Source organism: Streptomyces sp. NPDC001717 (assembly GCF_042892775.1).
In the GTDB taxonomy this organism is placed as follows: domain Bacteria; phylum Actinomycetota; class Actinomycetes; order Streptomycetales; family Streptomycetaceae; genus Streptomyces.
Window position 1 is genome coordinate 52,751 of record NZ_JBIAUK010000036.1, and the last position, 21,699, is coordinate 74,449.

The 21,699-nt window shown below is 73.0% G+C and carries 19 protein-coding genes; 11 read left to right on the forward strand and 8 right to left on the reverse strand.

Annotation, left to right across the window (positions count from 1 at the left end):
• Window positions 1-94 precede the first annotated feature (94 nt).
• Both ACFYZL_RS35280 and ACFYZL_RS35285 read right to left on the reverse strand, forming a co-directional pair.
• Window positions 95-1,012 carry an A/G-specific adenine glycosylase gene (locus ACFYZL_RS35280; protein WP_384756089.1) on the reverse strand — a complete coding sequence of 306 codons (918 nt, stop codon included), beginning with the start codon at window positions 1,010-1,012 and terminating at the stop codon, window positions 95-97.
• Between the two features lie 28 nt (window positions 1,013-1,040).
• Window positions 1,041-1,661, reverse strand: coding sequence for a phosphatase PAP2 family protein (locus ACFYZL_RS35285; protein ID WP_388684692.1), 621 nt, complete (start codon window positions 1,659-1,661; stop codon window positions 1,041-1,043).
• A 160-nt stretch (window positions 1,662-1,821) separates the two neighbouring features.
• Between ACFYZL_RS35285 and ACFYZL_RS35290 the strand changes: the two genes are divergently transcribed.
• Window positions 1,822-2,622: a hypothetical protein gene (locus ACFYZL_RS35290; RefSeq protein WP_388684694.1), complete on the forward strand. Its 801-nt coding sequence runs from the start codon at window positions 1,822-1,824 to the stop codon at window positions 2,620-2,622.
• A gap of 206 nt (window positions 2,623-2,828) precedes the next feature.
• Here ACFYZL_RS35290 and disA read toward each other — a convergent pair whose 3' ends face one another.
• The gene (gene disA, locus ACFYZL_RS35295) at window positions 2,829-3,953 is read right to left on the reverse strand and encodes a DNA integrity scanning diadenylate cyclase DisA (protein ID WP_384756098.1); all 1,125 of its coding nucleotides are present in this window, start codon (window positions 3,951-3,953) and stop codon (window positions 2,829-2,831) included.
• Window positions 3,954-4,103: 150 nt separating this feature from the next.
• Window positions 4,104-5,516: a DNA repair protein RadA gene (gene radA / locus ACFYZL_RS35300; RefSeq protein ID WP_384756101.1), complete on the reverse strand. Its 1,413-nt coding sequence runs from the start codon at window positions 5,514-5,516 to the stop codon at window positions 4,104-4,106.
• A gap of 168 nt (window positions 5,517-5,684) precedes the next feature.
• Between radA and ACFYZL_RS35305 the strand changes: the two genes are divergently transcribed.
• Window positions 5,685-7,508 carry a hypothetical protein gene (locus ACFYZL_RS35305; protein ID WP_388684697.1) on the forward strand — a complete coding sequence of 608 codons (1,824 nt, stop codon included), beginning with the start codon at window positions 5,685-5,687 and terminating at the stop codon, window positions 7,506-7,508.
• Window positions 7,509-7,551: 43 nt separating this feature from the next.
• On the opposite strand, the gene ACFYZL_RS35310 is transcribed toward ACFYZL_RS35305, so the two are convergent.
• Complete coding sequence (locus ACFYZL_RS35310; RefSeq protein ID WP_388684720.1) at window positions 7,552-8,319, reverse strand: hypothetical protein; 768 nt, start codon at window positions 8,317-8,319, stop codon at window positions 7,552-7,554.
• 144 nt (window positions 8,320-8,463) lie between these two features.
• Between ACFYZL_RS35310 and ACFYZL_RS35315 the strand changes: the two genes are divergently transcribed.
• Window positions 8,464-9,411, forward strand: coding sequence for a Ppx/GppA family phosphatase (locus tag ACFYZL_RS35315; protein WP_384756107.1), 948 nt, complete (start codon window positions 8,464-8,466; stop codon window positions 9,409-9,411).
• Window positions 9,412-9,670: 259 nt separating this feature from the next.
• Here the strand turns inward: ACFYZL_RS35315 and ACFYZL_RS35320 are convergent, their stop codons facing one another.
• The gene (locus ACFYZL_RS35320) at window positions 9,671-10,405 is read right to left on the reverse strand and encodes a DUF899 domain-containing protein (RefSeq protein ID WP_384756663.1); all 735 of its coding nucleotides are present in this window, start codon (window positions 10,403-10,405) and stop codon (window positions 9,671-9,673) included.
• 120 nt (window positions 10,406-10,525) lie between these two features.
• Between ACFYZL_RS35320 and ACFYZL_RS35325 the strand changes: the two genes are divergently transcribed.
• The 3 genes from ACFYZL_RS35325 to ilvD all read left to right on the forward strand — a co-directional run bounded on the left by ACFYZL_RS35325 (window position 10,526) and on the right by ilvD (window position 13,972).
• Window positions 10,526-11,371 (forward strand): sugar phosphate isomerase/epimerase family protein, encoded by an 846-nt coding sequence (locus ACFYZL_RS35325; protein ID WP_388684699.1) that lies wholly within the window; start codon window positions 10,526-10,528, stop codon window positions 11,369-11,371.
• Window positions 11,368-11,985, forward strand: coding sequence for a TetR family transcriptional regulator (locus ACFYZL_RS35330; RefSeq protein WP_384756668.1), 618 nt, complete (start codon window positions 11,368-11,370; stop codon window positions 11,983-11,985). Before ACFYZL_RS35325 ends, ACFYZL_RS35330 begins: the two co-directional genes overlap by 4 nt.
• A 136-nt stretch (window positions 11,986-12,121) precedes the next feature.
• Entirely contained in the window at window positions 12,122-13,972 is a 1,851-nt protein-coding gene (ilvD, locus tag ACFYZL_RS35335) for a dihydroxy-acid dehydratase (RefSeq protein WP_388684702.1), read from the forward strand.
• A gap of 34 nt (window positions 13,973-14,006) precedes the next feature.
• Here the strand turns inward: ilvD and ACFYZL_RS35340 are convergent, their stop codons facing one another.
• Window positions 14,007-16,172, reverse strand: coding sequence for a PQQ-binding-like beta-propeller repeat protein (locus ACFYZL_RS35340; protein WP_384756674.1), 2,166 nt, complete (start codon window positions 16,170-16,172; stop codon window positions 14,007-14,009).
• A gap of 106 nt (window positions 16,173-16,278) precedes the next feature.
• On the opposite strand from ACFYZL_RS35340, the gene ACFYZL_RS35345 reads away from it, so the two are divergent.
• The 5 genes from ACFYZL_RS35345 to proC all read left to right on the forward strand — a co-directional run bounded on the left by ACFYZL_RS35345 (window position 16,279) and on the right by proC (window position 19,878).
• Complete coding sequence (locus tag ACFYZL_RS35345) at window positions 16,279-16,590, forward strand: peptidase (protein WP_384756675.1); 312 nt, start codon at window positions 16,279-16,281, stop codon at window positions 16,588-16,590.
• A 177-nt stretch (window positions 16,591-16,767) separates the two neighbouring features.
• Window positions 16,768-17,304: a hypothetical protein gene (locus ACFYZL_RS35350; protein WP_388684705.1), complete on the forward strand. Its 537-nt coding sequence runs from the start codon at window positions 16,768-16,770 to the stop codon at window positions 17,302-17,304.
• A 79-nt stretch (window positions 17,305-17,383) separates the two neighbouring features.
• Entirely contained in the window at window positions 17,384-18,238 is an 855-nt protein-coding gene (locus tag ACFYZL_RS35355) for an ABC transporter ATP-binding protein (RefSeq protein WP_388684708.1), read from the forward strand.
• Window positions 18,235-18,972 (forward strand): ABC transporter permease, encoded by a 738-nt coding sequence (locus ACFYZL_RS35360; protein WP_388684711.1) that lies wholly within the window; start codon window positions 18,235-18,237, stop codon window positions 18,970-18,972. Before ACFYZL_RS35355 ends, ACFYZL_RS35360 begins: the two co-directional genes overlap by 4 nt.
• A 96-nt stretch (window positions 18,973-19,068) precedes the next feature.
• Window positions 19,069-19,878, forward strand: coding sequence for a pyrroline-5-carboxylate reductase (gene proC / locus ACFYZL_RS35365; RefSeq protein ID WP_384582163.1), 810 nt, complete (start codon window positions 19,069-19,071; stop codon window positions 19,876-19,878).
• A gap of 63 nt (window positions 19,879-19,941) precedes the next feature.
• On the opposite strand, the gene trpS is transcribed toward proC, so the two are convergent.
• Complete coding sequence (gene trpS / locus ACFYZL_RS35370; RefSeq protein ID WP_384756686.1) at window positions 19,942-20,940, reverse strand: tryptophan--tRNA ligase; 999 nt, start codon at window positions 20,938-20,940, stop codon at window positions 19,942-19,944.
• Between the last annotated feature and the right edge of the window lie 759 nt (window positions 20,941-21,699).

The window sequence follows — 21,699 nt, forward strand, 5'->3', positions numbered from 1 at the left end:
GTCATCCGGCAGTCATCGGCCGGCCATCCCGAACTGCTCCCGGAGGATCCGGGAGCGGTCCGGGAGCGGTCCGGGAGTGGTCCACGCACCGGCCTCACGTCATGGGAAGCCGGTACAGGGACCCCGCGAGCGGCTCCACCAGCCCGTCCGAGACCAGCCCGTCCAGCGCCCGGGCCCGCTGCACCGGCTCGTCCCAGACCGTGTCGAGCACGGACTGCGGTACGGGTCCCACGGCCTCCCGGAGCACGGCCAGCAGCCGGCCGCGCACCTGCCGGTCCGTGCCCGCGTACGTCTGCCCGCGCCGCGGCGGCCCGTCGTGCGCCGGCTTCCCGGCGAGCCGCCAGGCGCACAGCCCGGCCACCGGGCAGCGGGCGCAGTCGGGGCTCTTGGCCGTGCACACCAGCGCGCCGAGCTCCATCGAGGCCGCCGCCCAGCGGGCCGCGGTCTCCTCGTCCTCGGGGAGAAGCTCCCGGGCCAGGCGCCGCTCGGCGGCCGTGGTGGCGTTCGGCGGGTACTCGATCCCGGTGGTGGTGCGCGCGAAGACCCGCCGCACGTTCGTGTCGAGCACGGCGTGCCGCTGCCCGTACGCGAAGGAGGCCACGGCGGCCGCCGTGTACTCGCCGATCCCGGGCAGCGCGAGGAGCTGCGCGTGCTCGCTCGGTACGTCGCCCCCGTGCCGCTCCGTTATCGCGACGGCCGCGCCGTGCAGGCGCAGGGCCCGGCGGGGGTAGCCGAGCCGCCCCCAGGCCCGTACGGCCTCACCGGGGGCCTCGGCGGCCAGGTCGGCGGGGCGCGGCCAGCGGGCGATCCACTGCTCGTAGACCGGCAGGACCCGGCTGACGGGGGTCTGCTGGAGCATGAACTCGCTGACCATGACCCCCCAGGGGCCGGCCTCGGGGCGGCGCCAGGGCAGGTCGCGGGCGTGCTCGTCGAACCACGCGATGACGGGGTCGTGCAGCGCGTGCGAGGAGGCGGGGGACGCGGCGGCGGATGCGGAAGCGGAAGCAGTCATGGCAGACGGCATCCTGGCACGTTTCGGGCTAGCCCGTCTTTGACGCCGGGCCCGGACCGGTGAACCAGACGGCGGGGCGCAGCCCGCTCGCCCGCACGGCGGCGACGACCGCGCAGGCCGGGCCGGTGAGCGCGAGGACGAGGACGGCGGCCAGGGAGCCGCCCAGCAGCAGGCCGGCCGCCACGTCGTGCGGGTAGTGCACGCCGACGTAGACGCGGGAGAAGGCCATCAGCAGCGCGAGCGGCACGGTCAGGAGCGCCAGCCGGGGCACGGCGAGGGCCAGCGCGACGGCGGCGGCGCCCGCGATGGCGGCGTGGTTGCTCGGGAAGGACCAGTCTCCGGGCGCGGGGCAGGCGACGAGCGCAGCCGCGGCCCCGGCGACGGCCCGGCAGGGTCGCTCCTCGTCGACGACCGACTTGACGGTCTCGGACGCGACGTACGCGACCGCGGTGGCGAGCGGCGCGAGGACGGCGAGCGCCACCGGGCGGGGGCCGCCCGCCCTTCCGCGCGAGCGCCACCAGACGGTCGTGAAGAGGAGGCCGAAGAGAAGGAGCCCGTACTCGGTCCAGACCACGAACGCCGACTGCGTCCAGGCGGGGGTGGAGTGGGCGAAGTCGGTGATGTCGCGATAGAGATCCGAGCCGTGCATGGTGACCGACGGTACTGAGGACGAGGTCAACGGGGCATCAGACGCTTGGCCGGTTTTGGCCCACCGCGATTGCGCCCGCAGGCCGATCATCGGCAAATCGAGCCCGCTGCGCGGCATGTGGGGCACTGATCGGGCCGTGAACTCTCGTAAGGTTCCGTTCGTGGGATCTCTGCGCAATCCGGTCGGGCCGCTCCCCTCCTCCATCTACTGGCGAAGGAGGGCCGTGCTGGCGTCCGTCGTCGCGCTCCTCGCGCTCCTCGCCGTATGGACCGTCAGTTCCGGCGGGGGGAAGACGAGTACGAACGGCAAGGGCCAGAAGGGCCCCGACACCGTCACCGCCATCACCCCCGGACCCTCCGGCACGGGACCCGCGATCGGCACCGCCCCGGGCGGCCGCGCGGAGTCCTCGGGCGGCGGCGCCTCCTCCGGGTCCGACGGCGGTTCGGGCAAGAACGGCGACCCGGGCGCCGGCAAGGGCGGAGCCTCCGCTTCCGGCGGTTCGGGTGGTTCCGGCGGCTCGGGCGGCTCGGCGGCCGTCCCGGCGGACTCGCCGCTCATCACGTGCGCGCCGGGTGCGCTGCAGTGGGAGGTGAAGAGCGTGAAGAACGAGTACGAGGCGAACGAGAAGCCCCGCCTCGAACTCATCACCCGCAACACCTCGGGCAGCACCTGCAAGGTCGACCTCGGCCCGAAGCAGGCGGTCCTGACCATCCTTCAGGCGACCACGAGCAAGGCGGTCTGGTCCTCGGCGGACTGCCCGACGGGCGCGGGCAACGCGTTCTTCCGCATCCCGGCGGGCGGCGAGACGAAGCAGCCGCTGGACTGGGACCGCCGGTTCAGCGCGCCCGACCAGTGCCAGTCGCCCCCGGCGGGGTCCGCGGGTCCTGACACGTACGTGGTCGAGGTCAAGGCACCGGGCATGCAGGTGACCCGAACCTCGTTCGTCCTGAAGCAGGACTGACCCGGGGGGCCGCCCCCGGCCCCTTGCCGGGGCTCCGCCCCGAGCTCGCCCGCGGCGCCGCTTCCCGGGTTCTGCCCGGACCCTCCGCCGGCTACCGCTGGGAGGTGCCCCGTTCGAGGAGCGGGGGTTCGAGGGCGGAGCCCCCGACAGCGGCGCGGCGCGGGAAGAACAGCCCCGTCGGCGGAGCCCCGGCAGTGGCGGGCAGCCTAGACGTAGCGCTCCAGGATGGACGACTCCGCCAGGCGGGACAGCCCCTCGCGGACGCTGCGCGCCCGCGCCTCGCCGACCCCGTCCACCGCCTGCAGGTCGTCCACCGAGGCCGCCAGCAGCTTCTGCAGCCCGCCGAAGTGCTCGACCAGCCGCTCGATGATCGCCCCCGGCAGCCGGGGGATCTTCGCCAGCAGCCGGTAGCCCCGCGGGGACACCGCCGAGTCCAGGGTCTCCGGCGAGCCGGTGTACCCCAGCGCACGCGCCACGATCGGCAGTTCCAGCAGCTCCGCGTGCGTCAGCGCGTCCAGCTCGGACAGCGCCTCGTCCACCGTGCGGGAACGCTTCGCCGTCGGCTCCGGCACGTAGTCCCGGATGACGAGCTCCCGCTCCTGCTCGATCCCGACCGTCAGCTCGTCCAGCTGGAGCGACAGCAGTCGCCCGTCCGTGCCCAGTTCGACCACGTACTCGGCGATCTCGGTCGCGATCCGGCGGACCATTTCCAGCCGCTGCGCGACCGCCGTCACGTCGCGCACCGTGACCAGGTCCTCGATCTCCAGCGCCGACAGCGTGCCCGCGACCTCGTCGAGGCGGAGCTTGTACCGCTCCAGCGTGGCCAGCGCCTGGTTCGCGCGGGACAGGATCGCCCCGGACTCCTCCAGGACGCGACGCTCGCCGTCCACGTACAGCGCGATCAGCCGCATGGACTGGGAGACCGACACCACGGGGAAGCCGCACTGCTTCGAGACGCGGTCCGCGGTCCGGTGACGGGTGCCCGTCTCCTCCGTCGGAATCGACGCGTCCGGCACCAGCTGGACGCCGGCCCGCAGGATCTTGGTGATGTCCTTGTCGAGGATGAGCGCGCCGTCGAGCTTGCACAGCTCGCGCAGCCGGGTCGCCGTGAACTCCACGTCCAGTACGAAACCGCCGGTGCACATCGCTTCGACGGCCTTGTCCATGCCGAGGACGATGAGCCCGCCGGTGTTGCCGCGAACGATCCGTTCGAGGCCGTCACGCAGCGGCTGACCAGGGGCGACCGCGCTCAGCGAAGCGCGCATCAACGCCTCGTGCTTGGAGCTCGCGCCGGACTTCCCGGGTGCTGCTGCCCCGTCCTTGGCTGCCACTGCACTCCTCCGGTCGCGGGTTGCGCCGCCTGCCTCCGGCCGGGCGGACCATCCAGAAGTCTACCGGCGCGCGCTGCGGGCCCGCCGTGGCTTGGCCAGGCGGGGCCCCGCGGAGCCCCGTACGGACTCCCTGATCATGGGATGCGCGCGTCAGTCCGCGGCCCGCTCCTTGGCCGGCGTACGGGACCGGCCGCGCGGCAGGACCCGCAGCGCGTCGCCCATGTCGGCGACCTCTATGACCTTCATCCCGGCGGGCACCTTCCCCGGATCGGCCGGCACCAGCGCGTGCGTGAACCCGAGCCGGTGCGCCTCCGCGAGCCGGCGCTGTACGCCCGTCACGCGCCGCACCTCGCCCGCCAGCCCGACCTCCCCGATGGCCACCAGGTTCTTCGGGAGCGGCACGTCACTGGCGGCCGAGGCCAGGGCGAGCGCGATCGCCAGGTCGGCGGCGGGCTCGGTGAGCTTCACCCCGCCCACCGTCGCGCTGTAGATGTCGCGCTTGCCGAGCGCGGTGATCCGGCCGCGCTGCTCCAGCACCGCCAACATCATCGAGACGCGCGAGGTCTCCAGGCCCGAGGTGGTGCGCCGCGGGGAGGGGATCTGCGAATCCACCGTCAGCGCCTGCACCTCGGCGACCAGCGGGCGCTTGCCCTCCAGGGTCACCGTCAGGCAGGTGCCGGGAACCGCCTCGGCCCGGCGGGTCAGGAACAGCCCGCTCGGGTCGGCGAGCCCGGTGATCCCCTCGTCGTGCAGCTCGAAGCAGCCGACCTCGTCGGTCGCGCCGTACCGGTTCTTGACGCCGCGCACGAGCCGCAGCCGGGCGTGCCGGTCGCCCTCGAAGCTCAGCACCACGTCGACCAGGTGCTCCAGCAGCCGGGGGCCGGCGATGGCCCCCTCCTTCGTCACGTGGCCGACGAGGAGCGTGGACATGCCGCGCTCCTTCGAGGCCCGGATCAGCGCGCCGGCCACCTCGCGGACCTGCGCCATCCCGCCGGGCGCGCCGTCGATCTCGGGCGAGGCGACGGTCTGTACGGAGTCGAGGATGAGGAGGGAGGGCTTCACCGCGTCCAGGTGCCCGAGCACGGCGGACAGATCGGTCTCGGCGGCCAGGTAGAGGTGGTCGCTCAGCGCGTTGATCCGGTCGGCGCGCAGCCGCACCTGGCTCGCTGACTCCTCGCCCGTGACGTACAGGGTGCGGTGCTCGTCGCTCGCCGCCTTCGCCGCGACGTCCAGCAGCAGCGTCGACTTCCCGACGCCCGGCTCCCCGGCGAGCAGGACGACGGCGCCGGGCACGAGCCCGCCGCCGAGGACCCGGTCCAGCTCGTCCACGCCGGTGCTGCGCGCGGTCGCCGTCCGCCCGTCGACCTGCGCGATCGGCAGTGCCGCCGCGGACACCCGCCCGGCGGCGGTGGTCCGCACGGCGGGCGCGCCCATCTCCTCGACGGTGCCCCACGCCTGGCATTCGGGACACCGGCCGAGCCATTTCGCGGTCGTCCAGCCGCACTCGGAGCAGCGGTAGGACGGCCGGTCCTTGGCGGATGAACGAGATGTACGGGCAGCCATGCCGCAACGGTAGCCGCCGCCACCGACAGCGGGGCCCTCCGTCCGGTACGGGGGTGCGGCCGGGGCCGTCAGTGCCCGTGTCAGTGCCGTACCGATCTGTTCACCCGTAAGGGCTAAATGTGCCGAAGGCTTCCGAGGCGTCACCGGCGTGCCGCCTACGGTCGCCAGGTGAACAGCAGCCACCAGGCACACCCCTCACCGCGCACCGGCGCACACCGGGCGCACGGGCGCGCCCCTCTCGACGCGGAGCAGCCGCCCGCCTTCCGGCACGAGCCCTACCTGGACGGCCTGTTCACGTACTGCCTGTCGGTGCTGTGCGACCACGACACCGCAACCGACGTGCTGGGCGACGTCCTCGCCGTGGCCGAGCGGTACCCCGGCCGCTGCCCCCACGAGGGGGACCGGCGGGCCTGGCTGTACGCCCTCGCCCGCTGGGGTTGCCTGCGCAGACTCGCCGAACAGCGGCGCATGAGACAGGGCGCGCATTCCGCCCGGCGTGCGCCGGAGCACACCGGGCGCGGCCGTGCGCCGGGGGGCGACGGTGGTCCGGACCCCGCGACGGCGGCACCGCCCGCGCACCGACCGCTTGACGTCAGCGCCTACCGCCGTACCGAGCTGGCCCGGCTCGCCTGGCCCGAGGCCGCCGGCACCACGCCCGAACAGCGGGAGGCCCTCGAACTCGCCGTCCGCCACCGCCTCGGCGTCGGCGAACTCGCCGCCGTCCTCGGTACGGCCCCGGCCGCCGCCCGCGAGCTGCTGACCGGCGCCGCCTGCGAGGTGGAACGCACCCGCGCCGCCCTCGCCGTCGTCGAGACCGGCAACTGCCCGACGGTCTCCCGGCTCACCGGCGACGACGGGACCGGTGGCGCAGGGTCCGGGGCGGCCGGATTCGGCGCCGGATCCGGGGGCGTGCTCCTCTCCGGCAGCCTGCGCGCCGAGCTCGTACGACACGTCGACGACTGCCCGCGCTGCCGCCGCGTCGCCGAACGCGTGGGCGCCGGCGCCCCCTGGCCCGGCTCCGGCGGCATCGACCCGGTCGGCCTCCCGCTCGTCCCGGCACCCCGTACCGCCGTCCACGCCGCGATGCTCCGCTCCGGACGCGCCGGCCGGGGACGCGGCCCCGGCCCGCGCTTCGACCGCACCGGCTTCCCGATGGACCCCAAGGACCGCGCCGCCCGCCGCGACCGGCTGCGCGCCCGCGCCGTGACCACCACCGTCGTCGCCACCGTCGTCGCCGCCCCGGTCCTGGCGCTGTGGGCGGCCTACCGGGGCGCGCCCAGCACGGCCGAGCCCGTCGGCGGCGCGTCCGCACGCATCTCCGCGAGCGAGTCGGAACTCCCGACCGCCCGTACCGACGGCCACCCGCTGGCCGCGTACGAGAACACCGGGAACACCGCCACCACCACCGGCGCACCCGGCTTCGCCCCGGGCAGCGAGGAACCGGACGTCTCCGTGGAGGTCATCAGCAGCGGCCCCCCGGTGACGGACCGCGCCGGGGCCGCCGGCCGGCTCACCGTGGTCGCGTCCTCGTACGGCAGCACCACCGTGCTCACCCTCACCGCCTCCGGCGGCGCGCCGGTCGACTGGCGGCTGTGGTCCGACGCGCCCTGGCTGCGCGCGAGCCGTACGGCGGGAACGCTGGCCCCAGGAGAATCGGTCACCCTGACCATCGCCGTGGACCACGACGCCCAGCCCGTGGGCGCCTGGAGGGCTCGCGTGGGAGTGGACCCGGGCGGCACCGTGGTCTCCATCCAGGGCAGGGGGCGCCCGGCACCGCAGCCGCCCTCGACGCCGACTCCGGTCCCGACGCCGACTCCGGGGCAGTCCGAGGGGCCGCAGCCGACCCCCACCCCGACTCCGACGCCGACCCCCACCCCGACGCCGTCCGAGACCCCGCCCGGATCCCCGACGCCGACACCCGGCGCGAGCGAGCCGGGGCCGGGGTCGGGCGGAACGGCTTCCCCGGCCCCGGGGGCGACACCGGGGACGTGAGCGGGGCGCCGCCCGGGCCGGGTGCCGTCAGGCCGTGTGCCGCCTAGGCCGGGTTCGCCGGGTCCGCCGGGTGCGGAGCCATCGGCAGCAGCGACGACAGCCGCGCCTCGCACAGCTCCACGAGGGCCGCGTAGCCCTCCTTGCCCATCAGCTCGGTCAGCTCCGCCTTGTACGACTCGTACACCGGCTTGCCGGCGCCGTGCGCGGACGTGGCCGACGTGCACCACCAGTGCAGGTCGTGGCCGCCGGGGCCCCAGCCGCGGCGGTCGTACTCGCCGATCGACACCTGGAGCACGCGGGTGTCGTCGGGCCGGTCGATCCAGTCGTACGTGCGACGGATCGGCAGCTGCCAGCACACGTCGGGCTTGGTCTCCAGCGGCTCCTGCCCGTTCTTCAGGGCCAGGATGTGCAGCGAGCAGCCGGCCCCGGCCGGGAAACCGGGCCGGTTCAGGAAGATGCAGGCGCCGTCCCAGCGGCGGGTCTGCTTCTCGCCGTCGTCGTCGAACTGCGTCCAGCCGGTCTCGCTGCCCACGTCGTGGAACTGCCACAGCTCCGGCGTCAGCCGCGCCACGTGCTCGGCGACCCGCTTCTCGTCGTCCTCGTCGGAGAAGTGCGCGCCCAGCGTGCAGCAGCCGTCGTCGGCCCTGCCCGCCTGGATGCCCTGGCAGCCGCTGCCGAAGATGCAGGTCCAGCGGGAGGTCAGCCAGGTCAGGTCGCAGCGGAAGACCTGTTCCGCGTCGGCGGGGTCGGGGAACTCCACCCAGGCCCGGGGGAAGTCCAGGCCCTTCTCGTCGGCTTCGTTCTTCTGCATGCTGCTGGGGCTGCTCTTGGCCTTGCCCTTGCCCGCGTCCTTCTTGGACCGGGTCTTGTCGGCCTTCTTCATATTTGGCACAAACCCAAGCGTAAACGCCCCTTACGAGACCCCCACGCGTTCGCCGCAGTAGCGTTTCCCCCTATGAGACTCGGTGTCCTGGATGTGGGTTCGAATACGGTCCACCTGCTGGTGGTGGACGCGCACCCCGGCGCGCGCCCGCTGCCGGCGCATTCGCACAAGGTGGAGATGCGGCTGGCGGAGCTGCTGGACGGGGGCGGCGCCGTCACTCCCGAGGGCATAGAGCGTCTGATCACCGTCCTCGCCGATGCCGTGCAGGCCGCCGAGGACAAGGGGTGCGAGGACGTCCTTCCCTTCGCGACCAGCGCCGTGCGCGAGGCCACCAACGCGGACGAGGTCCTGGCGCGGGTCAAGGCCGAGGTCGGCATCGACCTGCCGGTGCTCAGCGGCGACGACGAGGCCCGGCTGACCTTCCTGGCGGCGCGGCGGTGGTTCGGCTGGTCCGCGGGCAAGCTGCTGGTCCTCGACATCGGCGGCGGCTCGCTGGAGATCGCGTTCGGCATCGACGAGGACCCGGACGCGGCCGTCTCCCTCCCGCTGGGCGCCGGCCGCCTCACCGCGGGCTGGCTCCCGGGGGACCCGCCCGACCCGCTGGACATCCGCTCCCTGCGCAGGCACGTCCGGGCGGAGATCGCCCGGACGGTCGGCGAGTTCAGCCGCTTCGGCGTGCCGGACCACGTCGTGGCGACCTCGAAGACCTTCAAGCAGCTGGCGCGCATCACGGGCGCGGCCCGCTCGGCGGAGGGCCTGTACGTCCAGCGCGACCTGACCCGCAAGTCCCTGGAGGAGTGGGTCCCCCGGCTGGCCGCGATGACCACGGCCCAGCGGTCGGCCCTCCCGGGCGTCTCGGAGGGCCGGGCCAACCAGCTCCTGGCGGGCGCGCTGGTCGCGGAGGGCGCGATGGACCTGTTCGGCGTGGACGCCCTGGAAATCTGCCCGTGGGCGTTGCGCGAGGGCGTGATCCTGCGCCGCCTGGACCACTTGCCGACGCCGGGGGAGCCGGTGGGGTAGGGGGCGGGGTCCCCCCCCGTAGGCGGGACCGGCCTTTGGGGCTGTGGCCTGGTCTTTCAGCCCGTCCGGCGTTTGAGGACCGGGGTCCGGGGCGGAGCCCCGGGGAACGGTGGAAGGGCGGGGCGGGGAGCAGCTCCGCGCAGCGGCACCCCCCGCCCGGACGCCGACGCCGGTCCGTACCCGCCACGGCCCGGCACCCGGCGGGCACCCGGCGGGCACCTGACAGGGACCGGCAGGGACCCGGCGGGCATCCGCGCCCTCAGGGCAGCCCGTACTCGTCGTGGCGGCGCAGCCAGTGCGTCTGCTCGCCCTCCTCGTGGCGGCCCCGCGGGGTGCGGTCGAGGAGGCCGTAGTAGGCCATGGCCGGTTCGAGGCCGCGGGCCGTGGTGACGTACGTCCGGTGGACGGTGCCGTCCGCGAGGGCGTAGCAGCTCAGGCCGGGACCCTCCGTGACGTAACCGAGGACGTCCGTGCCGGTCGCCTTCGCCATCTGGGTCACGGTCGGGGGGATCTCGCCCCGGAGGAAGGGGGCCAGATCCTCCTCCGTGTACTGGAACCCCAGGTCGCGGTGGAAGTCGCTGCCGCCGGAGGAGACCCAGTCGAAGGACCAGCCCATCCGGTCGCGGTAGGCGAGGAGTTTGTCCACGGGGGCGCGCGAGGAGCAGACCAGGGTGACGTCGCGGGCCGCGAGATGGACCGCGTTGGGGTCGAGGGTGTCCGCGATCGAGGAGCAGACCGGGCAGCCGGCCTCGTAGGGCGGACCGAACATGAAGTGGTAGACCAGGAGTTGCGAGCGGCCGTCGAAGAGGTCCGCGAGGGGTTCGGTGCCCCGGGCGGTCTCGAAGAGGTAGTCCTTCTCCACCGGTACCCAGGGGAGGTCGCGGCGCTTGCGCGCGAGCTCGTCGCCGCGGCGCGTGAGCTCCTTCTCCTCCACGAGCAGTTCCCGGCGGGCCGCCTCGAATTCCTCCTGCGTGCCGACCCTGTGTTCTGGCATGGCCTTTCCCTCCTGTACGGGAGCAAGCGGCCACTTCCACCGTACGCGGGCGGTAAGCGGCGGGCCTCGGGTGAGCAAAGCCATCCCGCCCGGGTCCGCCGCGCCCCGTACGCTGTCCCCGTGGCAGAACCAGTCCGTGTCCCGACCGCGAAAGTCGCCCTTTCCACCGCCTCCGTCTACCCGGAGTCCACGGCGACCGCCTTCGAGATCGCCGCGCGCCTCGGCTACGACGGCGTCGAGGTCATGGTCTGGACGGACCCGGTCAGCCAGGACGTGGACGCCCTGCGGCGGCTGTCGGACCAGCACGGGATGCCGATCCTCGCCGTGCACGCGCCCTGCCTGCTGATCACGCAGCGGGTGTGGTCGACCGATCCGTGGACGAAGCTGCAGCGGGCGCAGGCCGCCGCCGAGCGGCTGGGGGCGTCGACCGTGGTCGTCCATCCGCCCTTCCGGTGGCAGCGCCAGTACGCGCGGGAGTTCGTGGCCGGGATCTGGCGGATGGCCGACGAGACCGATGTCCGGTTCGCCGTCGAGAACATGTACCCGTGGCGCTACCGGGACCGGGAGATGCTCGCCTACGCGCCCGAGTGGGACGTGACCAAGGACGACTACCGGCATTTCACCGTCGATCTCTCCCACACGGCGACGGCGCGGACCGACGCCACCGCGATGATCGACCGGATGGGCGACCGGCTGGCCCACGTGCACCTCGCCGACGGAAACGGTTCGGCGAAGGACGAGCACCTGGTCCCGGGGCGGGGCACGCAGCCCTGCGCGGAGCTGCTGGAGCGGCTGGCCGGGAGTTCCTTCGACGGGCACGTCGTCATCGAGGTGAACACGCGGCGGGCCATGTCCTCGGCCGAGCGGGAGGCCGATCTCGCCGAAGCGCTGGCGTTCACGCGCCTGCACCTCGCCACGGCCCCGACGGCCCCGACGGCCCACCGGCACGGGGTCCGGCGGCCGTGAGCGAGCCCGTGAAGCGGCGCCGCGGTCCGGGGCGGCCGCGGCAGGACGAGGCCGACGACGGTCCCGGCACCCAGGAACGCATCCGGCTCGCCGCCCGCGAGGTGTTCGCGGAACGCGGGTACGACAAGACGTCCGTGCGCGGCATCGCGAAGGTGGCCGGCGTGGACCCGGCGCTCGTGCACCACTACTTCGGCAGCAAGGAAGACCTCTTCGCCGCCGCCATCGAGGTGAGCATGGAGCCCGCCCTGGTGGTCCCGGCGATCCTCGGCGAGGGGCCGGAGGGGATCGGGGAGCGACTCGCCCGCTATTTCCTGGGGGTGTGGGAGAACCCGGTCACCCGGGTCCCGCTGCTCGCCGTCATCCGCTCCGCGCTCACCCACGAAGCCGCCGCGAAGGTGCTGCGCGGGCTGGTGCTGCGCCGGGTGCTGGAGCGGGTCGCCGTCGAGCTCGACGTCCCCGATCCGACGTTCCGGGCGGAACTGGCCGCCTCGCACATGGTCGGCATCGCGATCCTGCGGTACGTGGTCCGGGTCGAGCCGCTGGCCTCGGCGGATCCGGAGGCCATCGTGACCCTCGTGGCGCCCACCCTGCAGCGGTACCTGACCGAGGCCTGAACCTGCCCGAAGAGTGACCCTCTCGTCCCGGGATCCGGACGAGCCGTCCGGATCGCGAGCGGTGGGCGTAGCCTCGTAGCTGAGCCATATCCGCAGTCGCGGCTGACCGTACAGCCGCACTCATGGGGAGTGAACCATGCCCGAGCTGAGGTCCCGCACCGTCACCCACGGCCGCAACATGGCGGGCGCGCGCGCCCTAATGCGCGCCTCGGGCGTAGCGAGCGAGGACATCGGCAAGCCGATCATCGCGGTCGCCAACTCGTTCACCGAGTTCGTCCCCGGGCACACGCACCTGGCGCCCGTCGGCCGCATCGTCTCCGACGCGATCCGTGCCGCCGGTGCCATCCCGCGCGAGTTCAACACGATCGCCGTCGACGACGGCATCGCGATGGGACACGCCGGCATGCTCTACTCCCTGCCCTCCCGCGACCTGATCGCGGACAGCGTGGAGTACATGGTCGAGGCGCACTGCGCCGACGCCCTGATCTGCATCTCCAACTGCGACAAGATCACCCCCGGCATGCTGATGGCCGCCATGCGCCTCAACATCCCGGTCGTCTTCGTCTCCGGCGGCCCGATGGAGGCCGGCCAGGCGACCCTGGTGGACGGCACCGTCCGCAAGCTCGACCTGATCGACGCCATGGTCGACGCGGCGAACGAGAACGTCTCCGACGAGGACGTGCTGCGCATCGAGGAGAACGCCTGTCCCACCTGTGGCAGCTGTTCCGGCATGTTCACCGCCAACTCGATGAACTGCCTCGCCGAGGCCATCGGCCTGGCCCTCCCCGGCAACGGCTCGACGCTCGCCACGCACACCGCCCGACGCGCCCTGTACGAGGAGGCCGGCCGTACCGTCGTCGAGATCACCAAGCGGTACTACGAGCAGGACGACGCCTCCGTCCTGCCCCGCAACATCGCCTCCCGCGAGGCCTTCGAGAACGCCATGGCCCTCGACATCGCCATGGGCGGCTCCACCAACACGATCCTGCACCTGCTGGCCGCGGCCCAGGAAGCCGGTCTGGACTACGACCTCAAGGACATCGACGCCGTTTCGCGCCGCGTCCCGTGCCTGGCGAAGGTCGCACCGAACGTGGCGCCCGGCGGCACGTACTACATGGAGGACATCCACCGGGCCGGCGGCATCCCCGCCATCCTCGGCGAGCTGCACCGCGGCGGCCTCCTGAACAAGGACGTCACCTCGGTCCACTCCACCAACCTGGAGGACTGGCTGGCGAAGTGGGACGCCCGCTCCGGCACCGCCTCCGAAGAGGCCATGGAGCTGTGGCACGCGGCCCCCGGCTGCGTCCGCTCCGCCACCGCCTTCTCCCAGTCCGAGCGCTGGGAGACCCTGGACCTCGACGCCGAGGGCGGCTGCATCCGCTCCGTCCAGCACGCGTACTCCAAGGACGGCGGCCTGGCCGTCCTCAAGGGCAACCTCGCCGTCGACGGCTGCGTGGTCAAGACGGCCGGTGTCGACGAGTCGATCTGGACGTTCGAGGGCCCGGCGGTCGTCTGCGAGTCGCAGGACGAGGCCGTCGACAAGATCCTCCGCAAGGAGATCAAGGCGGGCGACGTCGTCGTCATCCGCTACGAGGGCCCGCGCGGCGGCCCCGGCATGCAGGAGATGCTCTACCCGACCTCCTTCCTCAAGGGCCGCGGCCTCGGCAAGGTCTGCGCGCTGGTGACGGACGGCCGCTTCTCCGGCGGCACCTCGGGCCTCTCCATCGGCCACGCCTCCCCGGAGGCGGCCTCGGGCGGCAACATCGCGGTCGTCGAGAACGGCGACCGGATCCGCATCGACATCCCGAACCGCTCGATCGAGCTCCTGGTGGACGAGGCCACGCTGGCGGCCCGCCACGAGGCCCTGGGCGGCGTCTACGCCCCGAAGGACCGCGACCGCACGGTCTCGGCGGCCCTGCGCGCGTACGCAGCGATGGCCACCAGCGCCGACAAGGGCGCGGTCCGCGACGTCAGCCGCCTGGGCTGACCCACCGCACCACCCCCGAACCCCGCCGGCCGCATCACCACCCGGCGGGGTTCGCCGCGTCCACGGCGAACACGGTCCCATCGGGCGCGGACCCGAACACCCGACCGTCGGCGACGACGGGGGCGGGGATCGTGGCGGTGTAGGTCCCCTTGCCGTTGCCCATGCGCGGGATCGTCTGCCCGACCAGCCGACCGGCCGCGGCATCGATGCCGATCAGCCGCCCGTCGGCCGCCGTCATGTACACGCGCCCGCCGTCGGCGACCGGGCGGGAGGCGGCGCTCACCGCGGTCTCCAGCCGCCAGAGCTCCTTGTCGGGGCCGATGGCCGCCAGCGCGCCCGAGATGCCCATGACGTAGACCACCCCGTCCGGTCCGACGGCGGCCTCGGCCTGCAACTGGGAGACCGACAGCGCGGTACGCCGCACCGCGCGCGAGCCCAGGTCGATGCGCACGACCGCCCCGGTCATACCGTGGGCGTCGCTCGACAGCAGGTACAGCCCGCCCTGTGCCGTACCGAGGGGATCGAGGGTCCCCGGCACACGGAGTTGCCATTGGGGCGTGCCGCTCTCCGAGTCGAAGGCCGCGACCTGCGACCAGGTGCCGTCGGGGGAGCGCGTCGAGACGTACAGGTCGCGACTGCCCTTCGCCTGCTCCGGACCGACGGCCCACAGGGCCCCCGTTCCGCCCAGGCGCTTGGACCACTCCGCCTTCCCGGTCGCCGCGTCGACCGCCGTGGCGTTCCCGGAATCCGTCACGAGAAGGACCCTCCGGCCGCACGGCACCGTCCGCGTGCCCTGCGGCAGGTCCTTGTGCCACCGCAGCGCACCGGTGGCCGGATCGATCGCCTGGAGCGCTCCGCTCCCCGGTGCCACGGAGAGCAGCAGGTCTCCGTTCACCACGGGCGCGGTGGACGTGGCCCCTGGCGTCCGGGGACCCCCGGCCGTCGCCGGTACCGACCAGCGCGCCCTGCCGTCGGCCGGGTTCAGTCGGGCCGCGAGGACACCGGGCGCGGAACAGTAAAGGGCCCCCGGCCCCCACGAACAGGCCGCCACCGCATTCCCCTGCCCGGGACCGCCGACCGTGGCGGACCACGGCGTGCGCGCTTCCGGGGCCGCCCCCCGCCCGGGCGCGCCCTTGTCGGAGACCCGCTGGCCCGCCTCGGCCCCGGCGGGCCCGAACTCCGCGTAGGCCCCGGCGGCCCCGCCCGTCAGCAACACCGTGACAGCCGCTGCTGCGGCGAGGCGCCAGGTCCTGCGCTTCCGACTCGGCCCCGCGGCGGGAAGGCGCACCCGTCGGTGGGTGTCGACCTCGGCACTGCTCGGCTTCGACTCGTCGCCCGACGGCCGTCGGGGCTGCGGTATGAAGGCCCGGGTCTCCTCGCCCGTCGGGTACGCGGCGGCCCGCAGTTCGAGGAGCAGCGCGTCGGGCGTGGGCCGGTCGGCCGGATCCTTCGCGAGGCAGCGGGCGACGATCGGCGCGAGCGCGGGCGGCACCCCGGTGAGGTCGGGTTCGTTGTGCACCACCTGGTACGCGACCAGGTAGTGGCTGTCGGAGTCGAACGGCCCGTGTCCGGTCAGCGCGTGCACCAGGACGGCGCCCATCGCGAACACGTCCGCGGCCGGCCCCACCTCCTTCGGCCGCTGGAACTGCTCGGGTGCCATGAAGGGCGGCGTCCCGATCAGCTTTCCGGTCTCGGTCCGCAGATCGCTGTCGGCAGGCCGGGAGATCCCGAAGTCGATGACCCGCACCCCGTCGGGCGCCATCAGGACGTTGCTGGGCTTCAGGTCGCGGTGCACCACCCCCACCCGGTGGATGTCCCGCAGCGCCTCCGCGAGCCCGGCCCCGAGCCGGGCCGCTTCGGCCGCGTCCAGGGGACGTTCGCGTACCCGGTCGGCGAGGGTCGGGGCGTCGATGAAGAGCGTGGCCATCCACGGCCGTTCGGCATCCGGGTCCGCGTCCACGACGGGAGCGGTGAAGGCCCCGCTCACCCGGCGCGCGGCCGCGACCTCCTGTCGGAAGCGGGCCCTGAATTCCGGATCCACCGCGTGCTCGGCGTGTACGACCTTGACGGCGAGCCGCAGCCCGGAGTCGGAGGTGGCCAAATGCACCACGCCCATGCCGCCGGAACCCAGCACCGATTCCAGCCGGTACTGCCCGGCGTATTCCGGAAACCCGGCCCGTTCCGCGCGCAGTGAGTGCACCTCCGACCACCCCCGCCGGAGCCTAGTCGATGGCTCATATGAATCGGGAAGGTCCTGCTAGCCTGCGCGAGTTGCAGAGCGTCATGCTCAAGGGGGGAGACGTTTCATGTCGGTTGAGAACGAAGTGAACGACCTGAATGAGGCTCAGGGCCTCGCCGGAGACTCGGGCTACCAGTCCTATCCGGTCGCACCCGGCGTCCAGCTGAAGGTGCGCAGCGGACCCGGCACGAGCTACTCGGTGGTCAAGGTCCTGACGCTCGGAGCCTGGGTCACGATCCGCTGCCAGTGCGAGGGCACCACCGTCTCGGGTCCGTACGGCACCACGAGCCTTTGGGACTGCATCGGCAACGGTCAGTTCGTCTCGGACGCGTACGTGAAGACGGGCAGCGACGGCTACGTGGCCGCCCACTGCGGCTGACGGGCCGGGGCCGGGGAGCCTCCTCCCCGGCCCCGCCCGACCCGCCCCGCCCGGCCCCGGACCGCGCGCTCGACCGGCGAGCTCCGGGGGAGCCGCCCCGTCCGGGCCCCGCACGGGCCCCGTCTGACACGTGAGACGCACCCGGCCCGACCGGCCCGGCGGGGGATAATCGCTGGTGTGAGCGACGACGACCAGCGAGACCAGAGCACCCCCGCCGAGCCGGCCGCGCAGGCCCCGGCGCCCACCGGCCCCGAGCCCGAGCCGATCCGGTTCTTCGGGACCACCTGGGTGAACCACGACGGCGGCTACGCCCTGCGCCGCGCCGGCCTGGCCGTCGGCTCGTTCCTCGCCGCCGCGGCCGCCGCCTACCTGCTCCGCCTCGCCTACGAGGGCCTGGAGATCGGCGACGTCGGCCCGTTCCTCAGCATCTCCGTCGTCGTCCTCTTCGCGATCGCCAGCGCCATCGCCTTCGCCAAGACCTGGGAGTCCTTCGGCCGCCGCCCCGCCCCGTCCTCCGACGAGGCCGCCCTCAAGGGCCTCAAGGCGATCGGTTTCATCGGCTCCCTCTTCGCGTACTTCCTGCGCTCCCTCACCGAGGCCCCCGGCGAGAAGCTCCGCCGCACCGAGTACGAGCGGGCCAAGACCGAATTCGAGCGCCGTCGCAGCGCCCGCACGGGCAACCCCGCCGCGCGTCGCCCCAAGCGCAAGAAGTAACGGCTCCCGAGCCGAGCTCCCCCACTCCGAGCCCCCGGCCGATTGACGCCCCGGCACAGCCAGGAGCATTATTCATCACATGATGAATAACCCGCGCGACGGTGCCGCCGCGCCACCGGACCCCGCCGTCCACCCCGCCGTCCACGCCGACGACCTCACCGTCCGCCGCGGCACCGGCCGCACCCCGCGCACCGTCCTCGACGGCATCGCCTTCGACGTCCCCCGCGGCCGCATCACCGGCCTCCTCGGCCCCTCCGGCTGCGGCAAATCCACCCTCATGCGCGCCGTCGTCGGCACCCAGGCCCACGTCACCGGCACCCTCGACGTCCTCGGCCGCCCCGCCGGCCACCCCGAGCTCCGCTCCCGCATCGGCTACGTCACCCAGGCGCCGTCCGTCTACGACGACCTCACCGTCCGGCAGAACCTCGACTACTTCGCCGCGATCCTCGACCCCGGCCGGCCTGCGGCGGAACGCCGCGCCGCCGCCGTGCACCGCGCCATCACCGACGTCGACCTCACCAGCCGCGCCGACGCCCTCGCCGGCAACCTCTCCGGAGGCCAGCGCAGCCGCGTCTCCCTCGCCGTCGCCCTGCTCGGCACCCCCGAGCTGCTCGTCCTCGACGAACCCACCGTCGGCCTCGACCCCGTCCTGCGCCGTGACCTGTGGAACCTCTTCCACGACATCACCACCACCCGCGGCGCGACGATCCTCGTCTCCTCCCACGTCATGGACGAGGCCGAGCGCTGCCACGACCTGCTCCTCATGCGCGAGGGCCGCATCCTCGCGCAGGACACCCCCGACGCACTGCGCACCCGTACCGACTCGAACACCGTCGAAGAGGGCTTCCTCCGCCTGGTCGACGAAGCCAACGCCCGAGACAACGACCGAGACAACGACCGAGACGACGCCCTCGCAAGGGAGACCCAGGGATGAACGGCGCCCGCACCCTCGCCACCGCCGGCCGCGTCCTGCGCCAGCTCCGCCACGACCCGCGCTCCATCGCGCTGATGCTGCTGGTCCCCGTCCTGATGCTGACCCTGCTGCGCTTCGTTTTCGACGGCAGCCCCCGAACCTTCGACAGCATCGGCGCGTCGCTCCTCGGGATCTTCCCCCTCATCACCATGTTCCTGGTGACCTCCATCGCGACCCTCCGCGAGCGCACCTCCGGCACCCTCGAACGCCTCCTCGCCATGCCACTGGGCAAGGGCGACCTCATCGCCGGCTACGCCCTCGCCTTCGGCGCCGTCGCCGTGGTCCAGTCCCTCCTCGCCACCGGCCTCGCCCTCTGGCTGCTCGGCCTCGACGTCATCGGCTCGCCCTGGCTGCTCCTGCTCGTCGCCCTGCTCGACGCCCTCCTCGGCACGGCCCTCGGACTCTTCGTCTCCGCCTTCGCCGCCTCCGAGTTCCAGGCCGTCCAGTTCATGCCGGCGGTGATCTTCCCCCAGCTGCTCCTCTGCGGCCTCTTCGCGGCCCGCAGCACCATGCACCCGGTCCTCGAAGGCATCTCGGACGTCCTGCCCATGTCGTACGCCGTCGACGGCATGACCCAGGTCCTCACCCACACCGACACGACCGCCGACTTCGTCCGCGACGCCGTGATCGTCGCCGCCTGCGCCCTGCTCGTACTGGCCCTCGGAGCGGCCACCCTCCGCCGCCGCACCCCCTGACCGCACTCCGGACACTCCCGCCCACTCCTCGGCCCGGGTGCAAGGATGTGGAGAACAGTCAGAACAGCCAGAACAGTTCGGCGAGGTGAATCGGGCATGACCCAGACAGTGGCAGTCCTCGGTACCGGCAAGATCGGCGAGGCCCTGCTCAGCGGAATGATCCGCGGCGGCCGGCCCGCCTCGAAACTCCTCGTCACCGCCCGCCGCGCCGAACGCGCCGAGGAGCTCAGCACCCGCTACGGCGTCGAGTCCGTCTCCAACGCCGAGGCCGCCAAACGCGCCGACACCCTGATCCTCACCGTCAAGCCGCAGGACATGGGCAAGCTCCTCGAAGAGCTCGCCCCGCACGTCCCCGCCGACCGCCTGGTCATCAGCGGCGCCGCGGGCATCCCCACCTCCTTCTTCGAGGAACGGCTCGCCCCCGGCACCCCGGTCGTCCGCGTCATGACGAACACCCCCGCCCTCGTCGACGAGGCCATGTCCGTCATCTCGGCCGGCAGCCACGCCACCGCGGAGCACCTCGCCCACACCGAGGAGATCTTCGGCGGAGTCGGCAAGACCCTGCGCGTCCCCGAGTCCCAGCAGGACGCGGCCACCGCCCTCTCCGGCTCCGGGCCCGCGTACTTCTACTACCTCGTCGAGGCGATGACGGACGCCGGCATCCTCCTCGGCCTGCCCCGCGCCCAGGCCCACGACCTGATCGTCCAGGCCGCGATCGGCGCCGCCGTGATGCTCCGCGACAGCGGCGAGCACCCGGTCAAGCTCCGCGAGGCCGTCACCTCCCCGGCCGGTACGACCATCAACGCCATCGTCGAGCTGGAGAAGCACGGCGTACGCGCCGCCCTGATCGCAGCCCTCGAAGCCGCCCGCGACCGCAGCCGCGAACTCGCCGGCGGCAGCAACTGACCGGAGCACCACCCCGCGGCGGGCCCGGCACCGCCGGGCCCGCCGCATTCCCCTCTCCCCTCTTCAGGCCGCGAGCAGTCCGATGGCCCGGTACGCCCGGTCCACCACCGGCCGCGCCAGCGCCCGGGCCCGCCCGGCGCCCTCCCGCAGTACCCGCTCCACCTCGCCCGGATCGGCCGCCAGCTCCGCGTGCCGCTCCTGCAAGGGCCGCAGCAGCTCCACCACGGCCTCGGCGACATCCCGCTTCAGCGGCCCGTACTGGCTGTACCCCGCGGCGAGCTTCTCCGGCTCGCCCCCCGTGCAGGCGGCCAGGACGTCCAGCAGGTTCGCCACCCCGGGCCGGGCGGCCCGGTCGTAGACCACCCCGTCGTCCCCGCTGTCCGTCACGGCCCGCATCACCTTCTTGGCGATCACCGCCGGCTCGTCGAGCAGGTAGACGATCCCGGCGCCGTTCTCGGAGGACTTCCCCATCTTCGAGGTGGGCTGCTGGAGGTCCATGACCCGCGCGGCGACCGTCGGAACCGTCGCCTTCGGCACGGTGAAGGTGTGCCCGTACCGCTGGTTGAACCGCACCGCCAGGTCCCGGGTCAGCTCCACGTGCTGCCGCTGGTCCTCACCCACCGGCACCTCGTCCGTCCCGTACGCCAGGATGTCGGCGGCCATCAGCACGGGATACGTCAGCAGGGACAGCCGTACCCCCTGCCCGGAGGTCTCGGCCTTCGCCGCCTTCTCCCGGTACTGGATCATCCTCCGCAGCTCCCCGTCGGTGGCCGTGCACTCCAGCAGGTACGACAGCCGGGTGTGCTCGTCGACATGGCTCTGTACGAAGAGGGTGCACCGCTGCGGATCCAGCCCGGCGGCGAGGAACAGCGTCGCGGCCTGCCTGCTGAGCCGGCCCACTCGCGCCGGATCGTGCTCGGTGGTCAGCGCGTGCAGGTCGACGACGCAGAACAGCGCGTCCCCGGCCGGCTGCTCGGCCGCGACCCACTGCCGGATGGCACCCAGATAGTTGCCCAGCGTCAGATGCCCCGACGGCGTGATCCCGCTGAAGATCCTCGTCATGTCCTGCTCTCCCTCGTGTGAGTGGTGGTGTGGAAGCCGCCGCATCGGGCGACCGAGCCACTCCCGGGAGGGGGAGAAACAGAAACGGCCGCCGAAGCGGCGGCCGTGAGCGCATGCGTGCTCGCGTGGAAGGTCGGCCGCCGTCAGGCGGCCCACCAGCGAAGGCTGAGCGTGAGCGCATGCGTAGTCATGCATCGAGGGTAGAGGGAAGGAGGCCGAGACGTCGTGAGGTTTCGGCCTCCCGCGCGGCCCCTTCCGGTCCGCCCGCCGACCGGTCAGCCTGGGGTTGACACAGGTGTCCCAGGTCCGTAAGGTTCTTCGAGTTGTCCGAAGTGAGCGCCGACCCCGGTCGGTCCCCGGACAGCCATCCCGCACTACACATTCGAACGAAACGACGCACTTCGTCGTCCCGTTTTCATGCGTATTTGCGAATGAGGAATCCGCGTCCGATGACGCAGCCGCCGATTAGGTTCGGGGGCAGGGAATCCGCTACTGTCTCACTCGCCGGAAGGGCCCAACAGCCCGGAACGCAAAGCCCGCTGACTGGGAGTCAGGCCCGAAAGGATCTGATAGAGTCGGAACCGCCGGAAAGGGAAAACGCGAAAGCGAAGAACCTGGAAAGCAAGCGAGAAAGACTCTGATAGAGTCTGAATCGCAAGAACGAAAGCCCGGAGGAAAGCCCGAGAGGGTGAGTACAAAGGAAGCGTCCGTTCCTTGAGAACTCAACAGCGTGCCAAAAATCAACGCCAGAAGTTGATA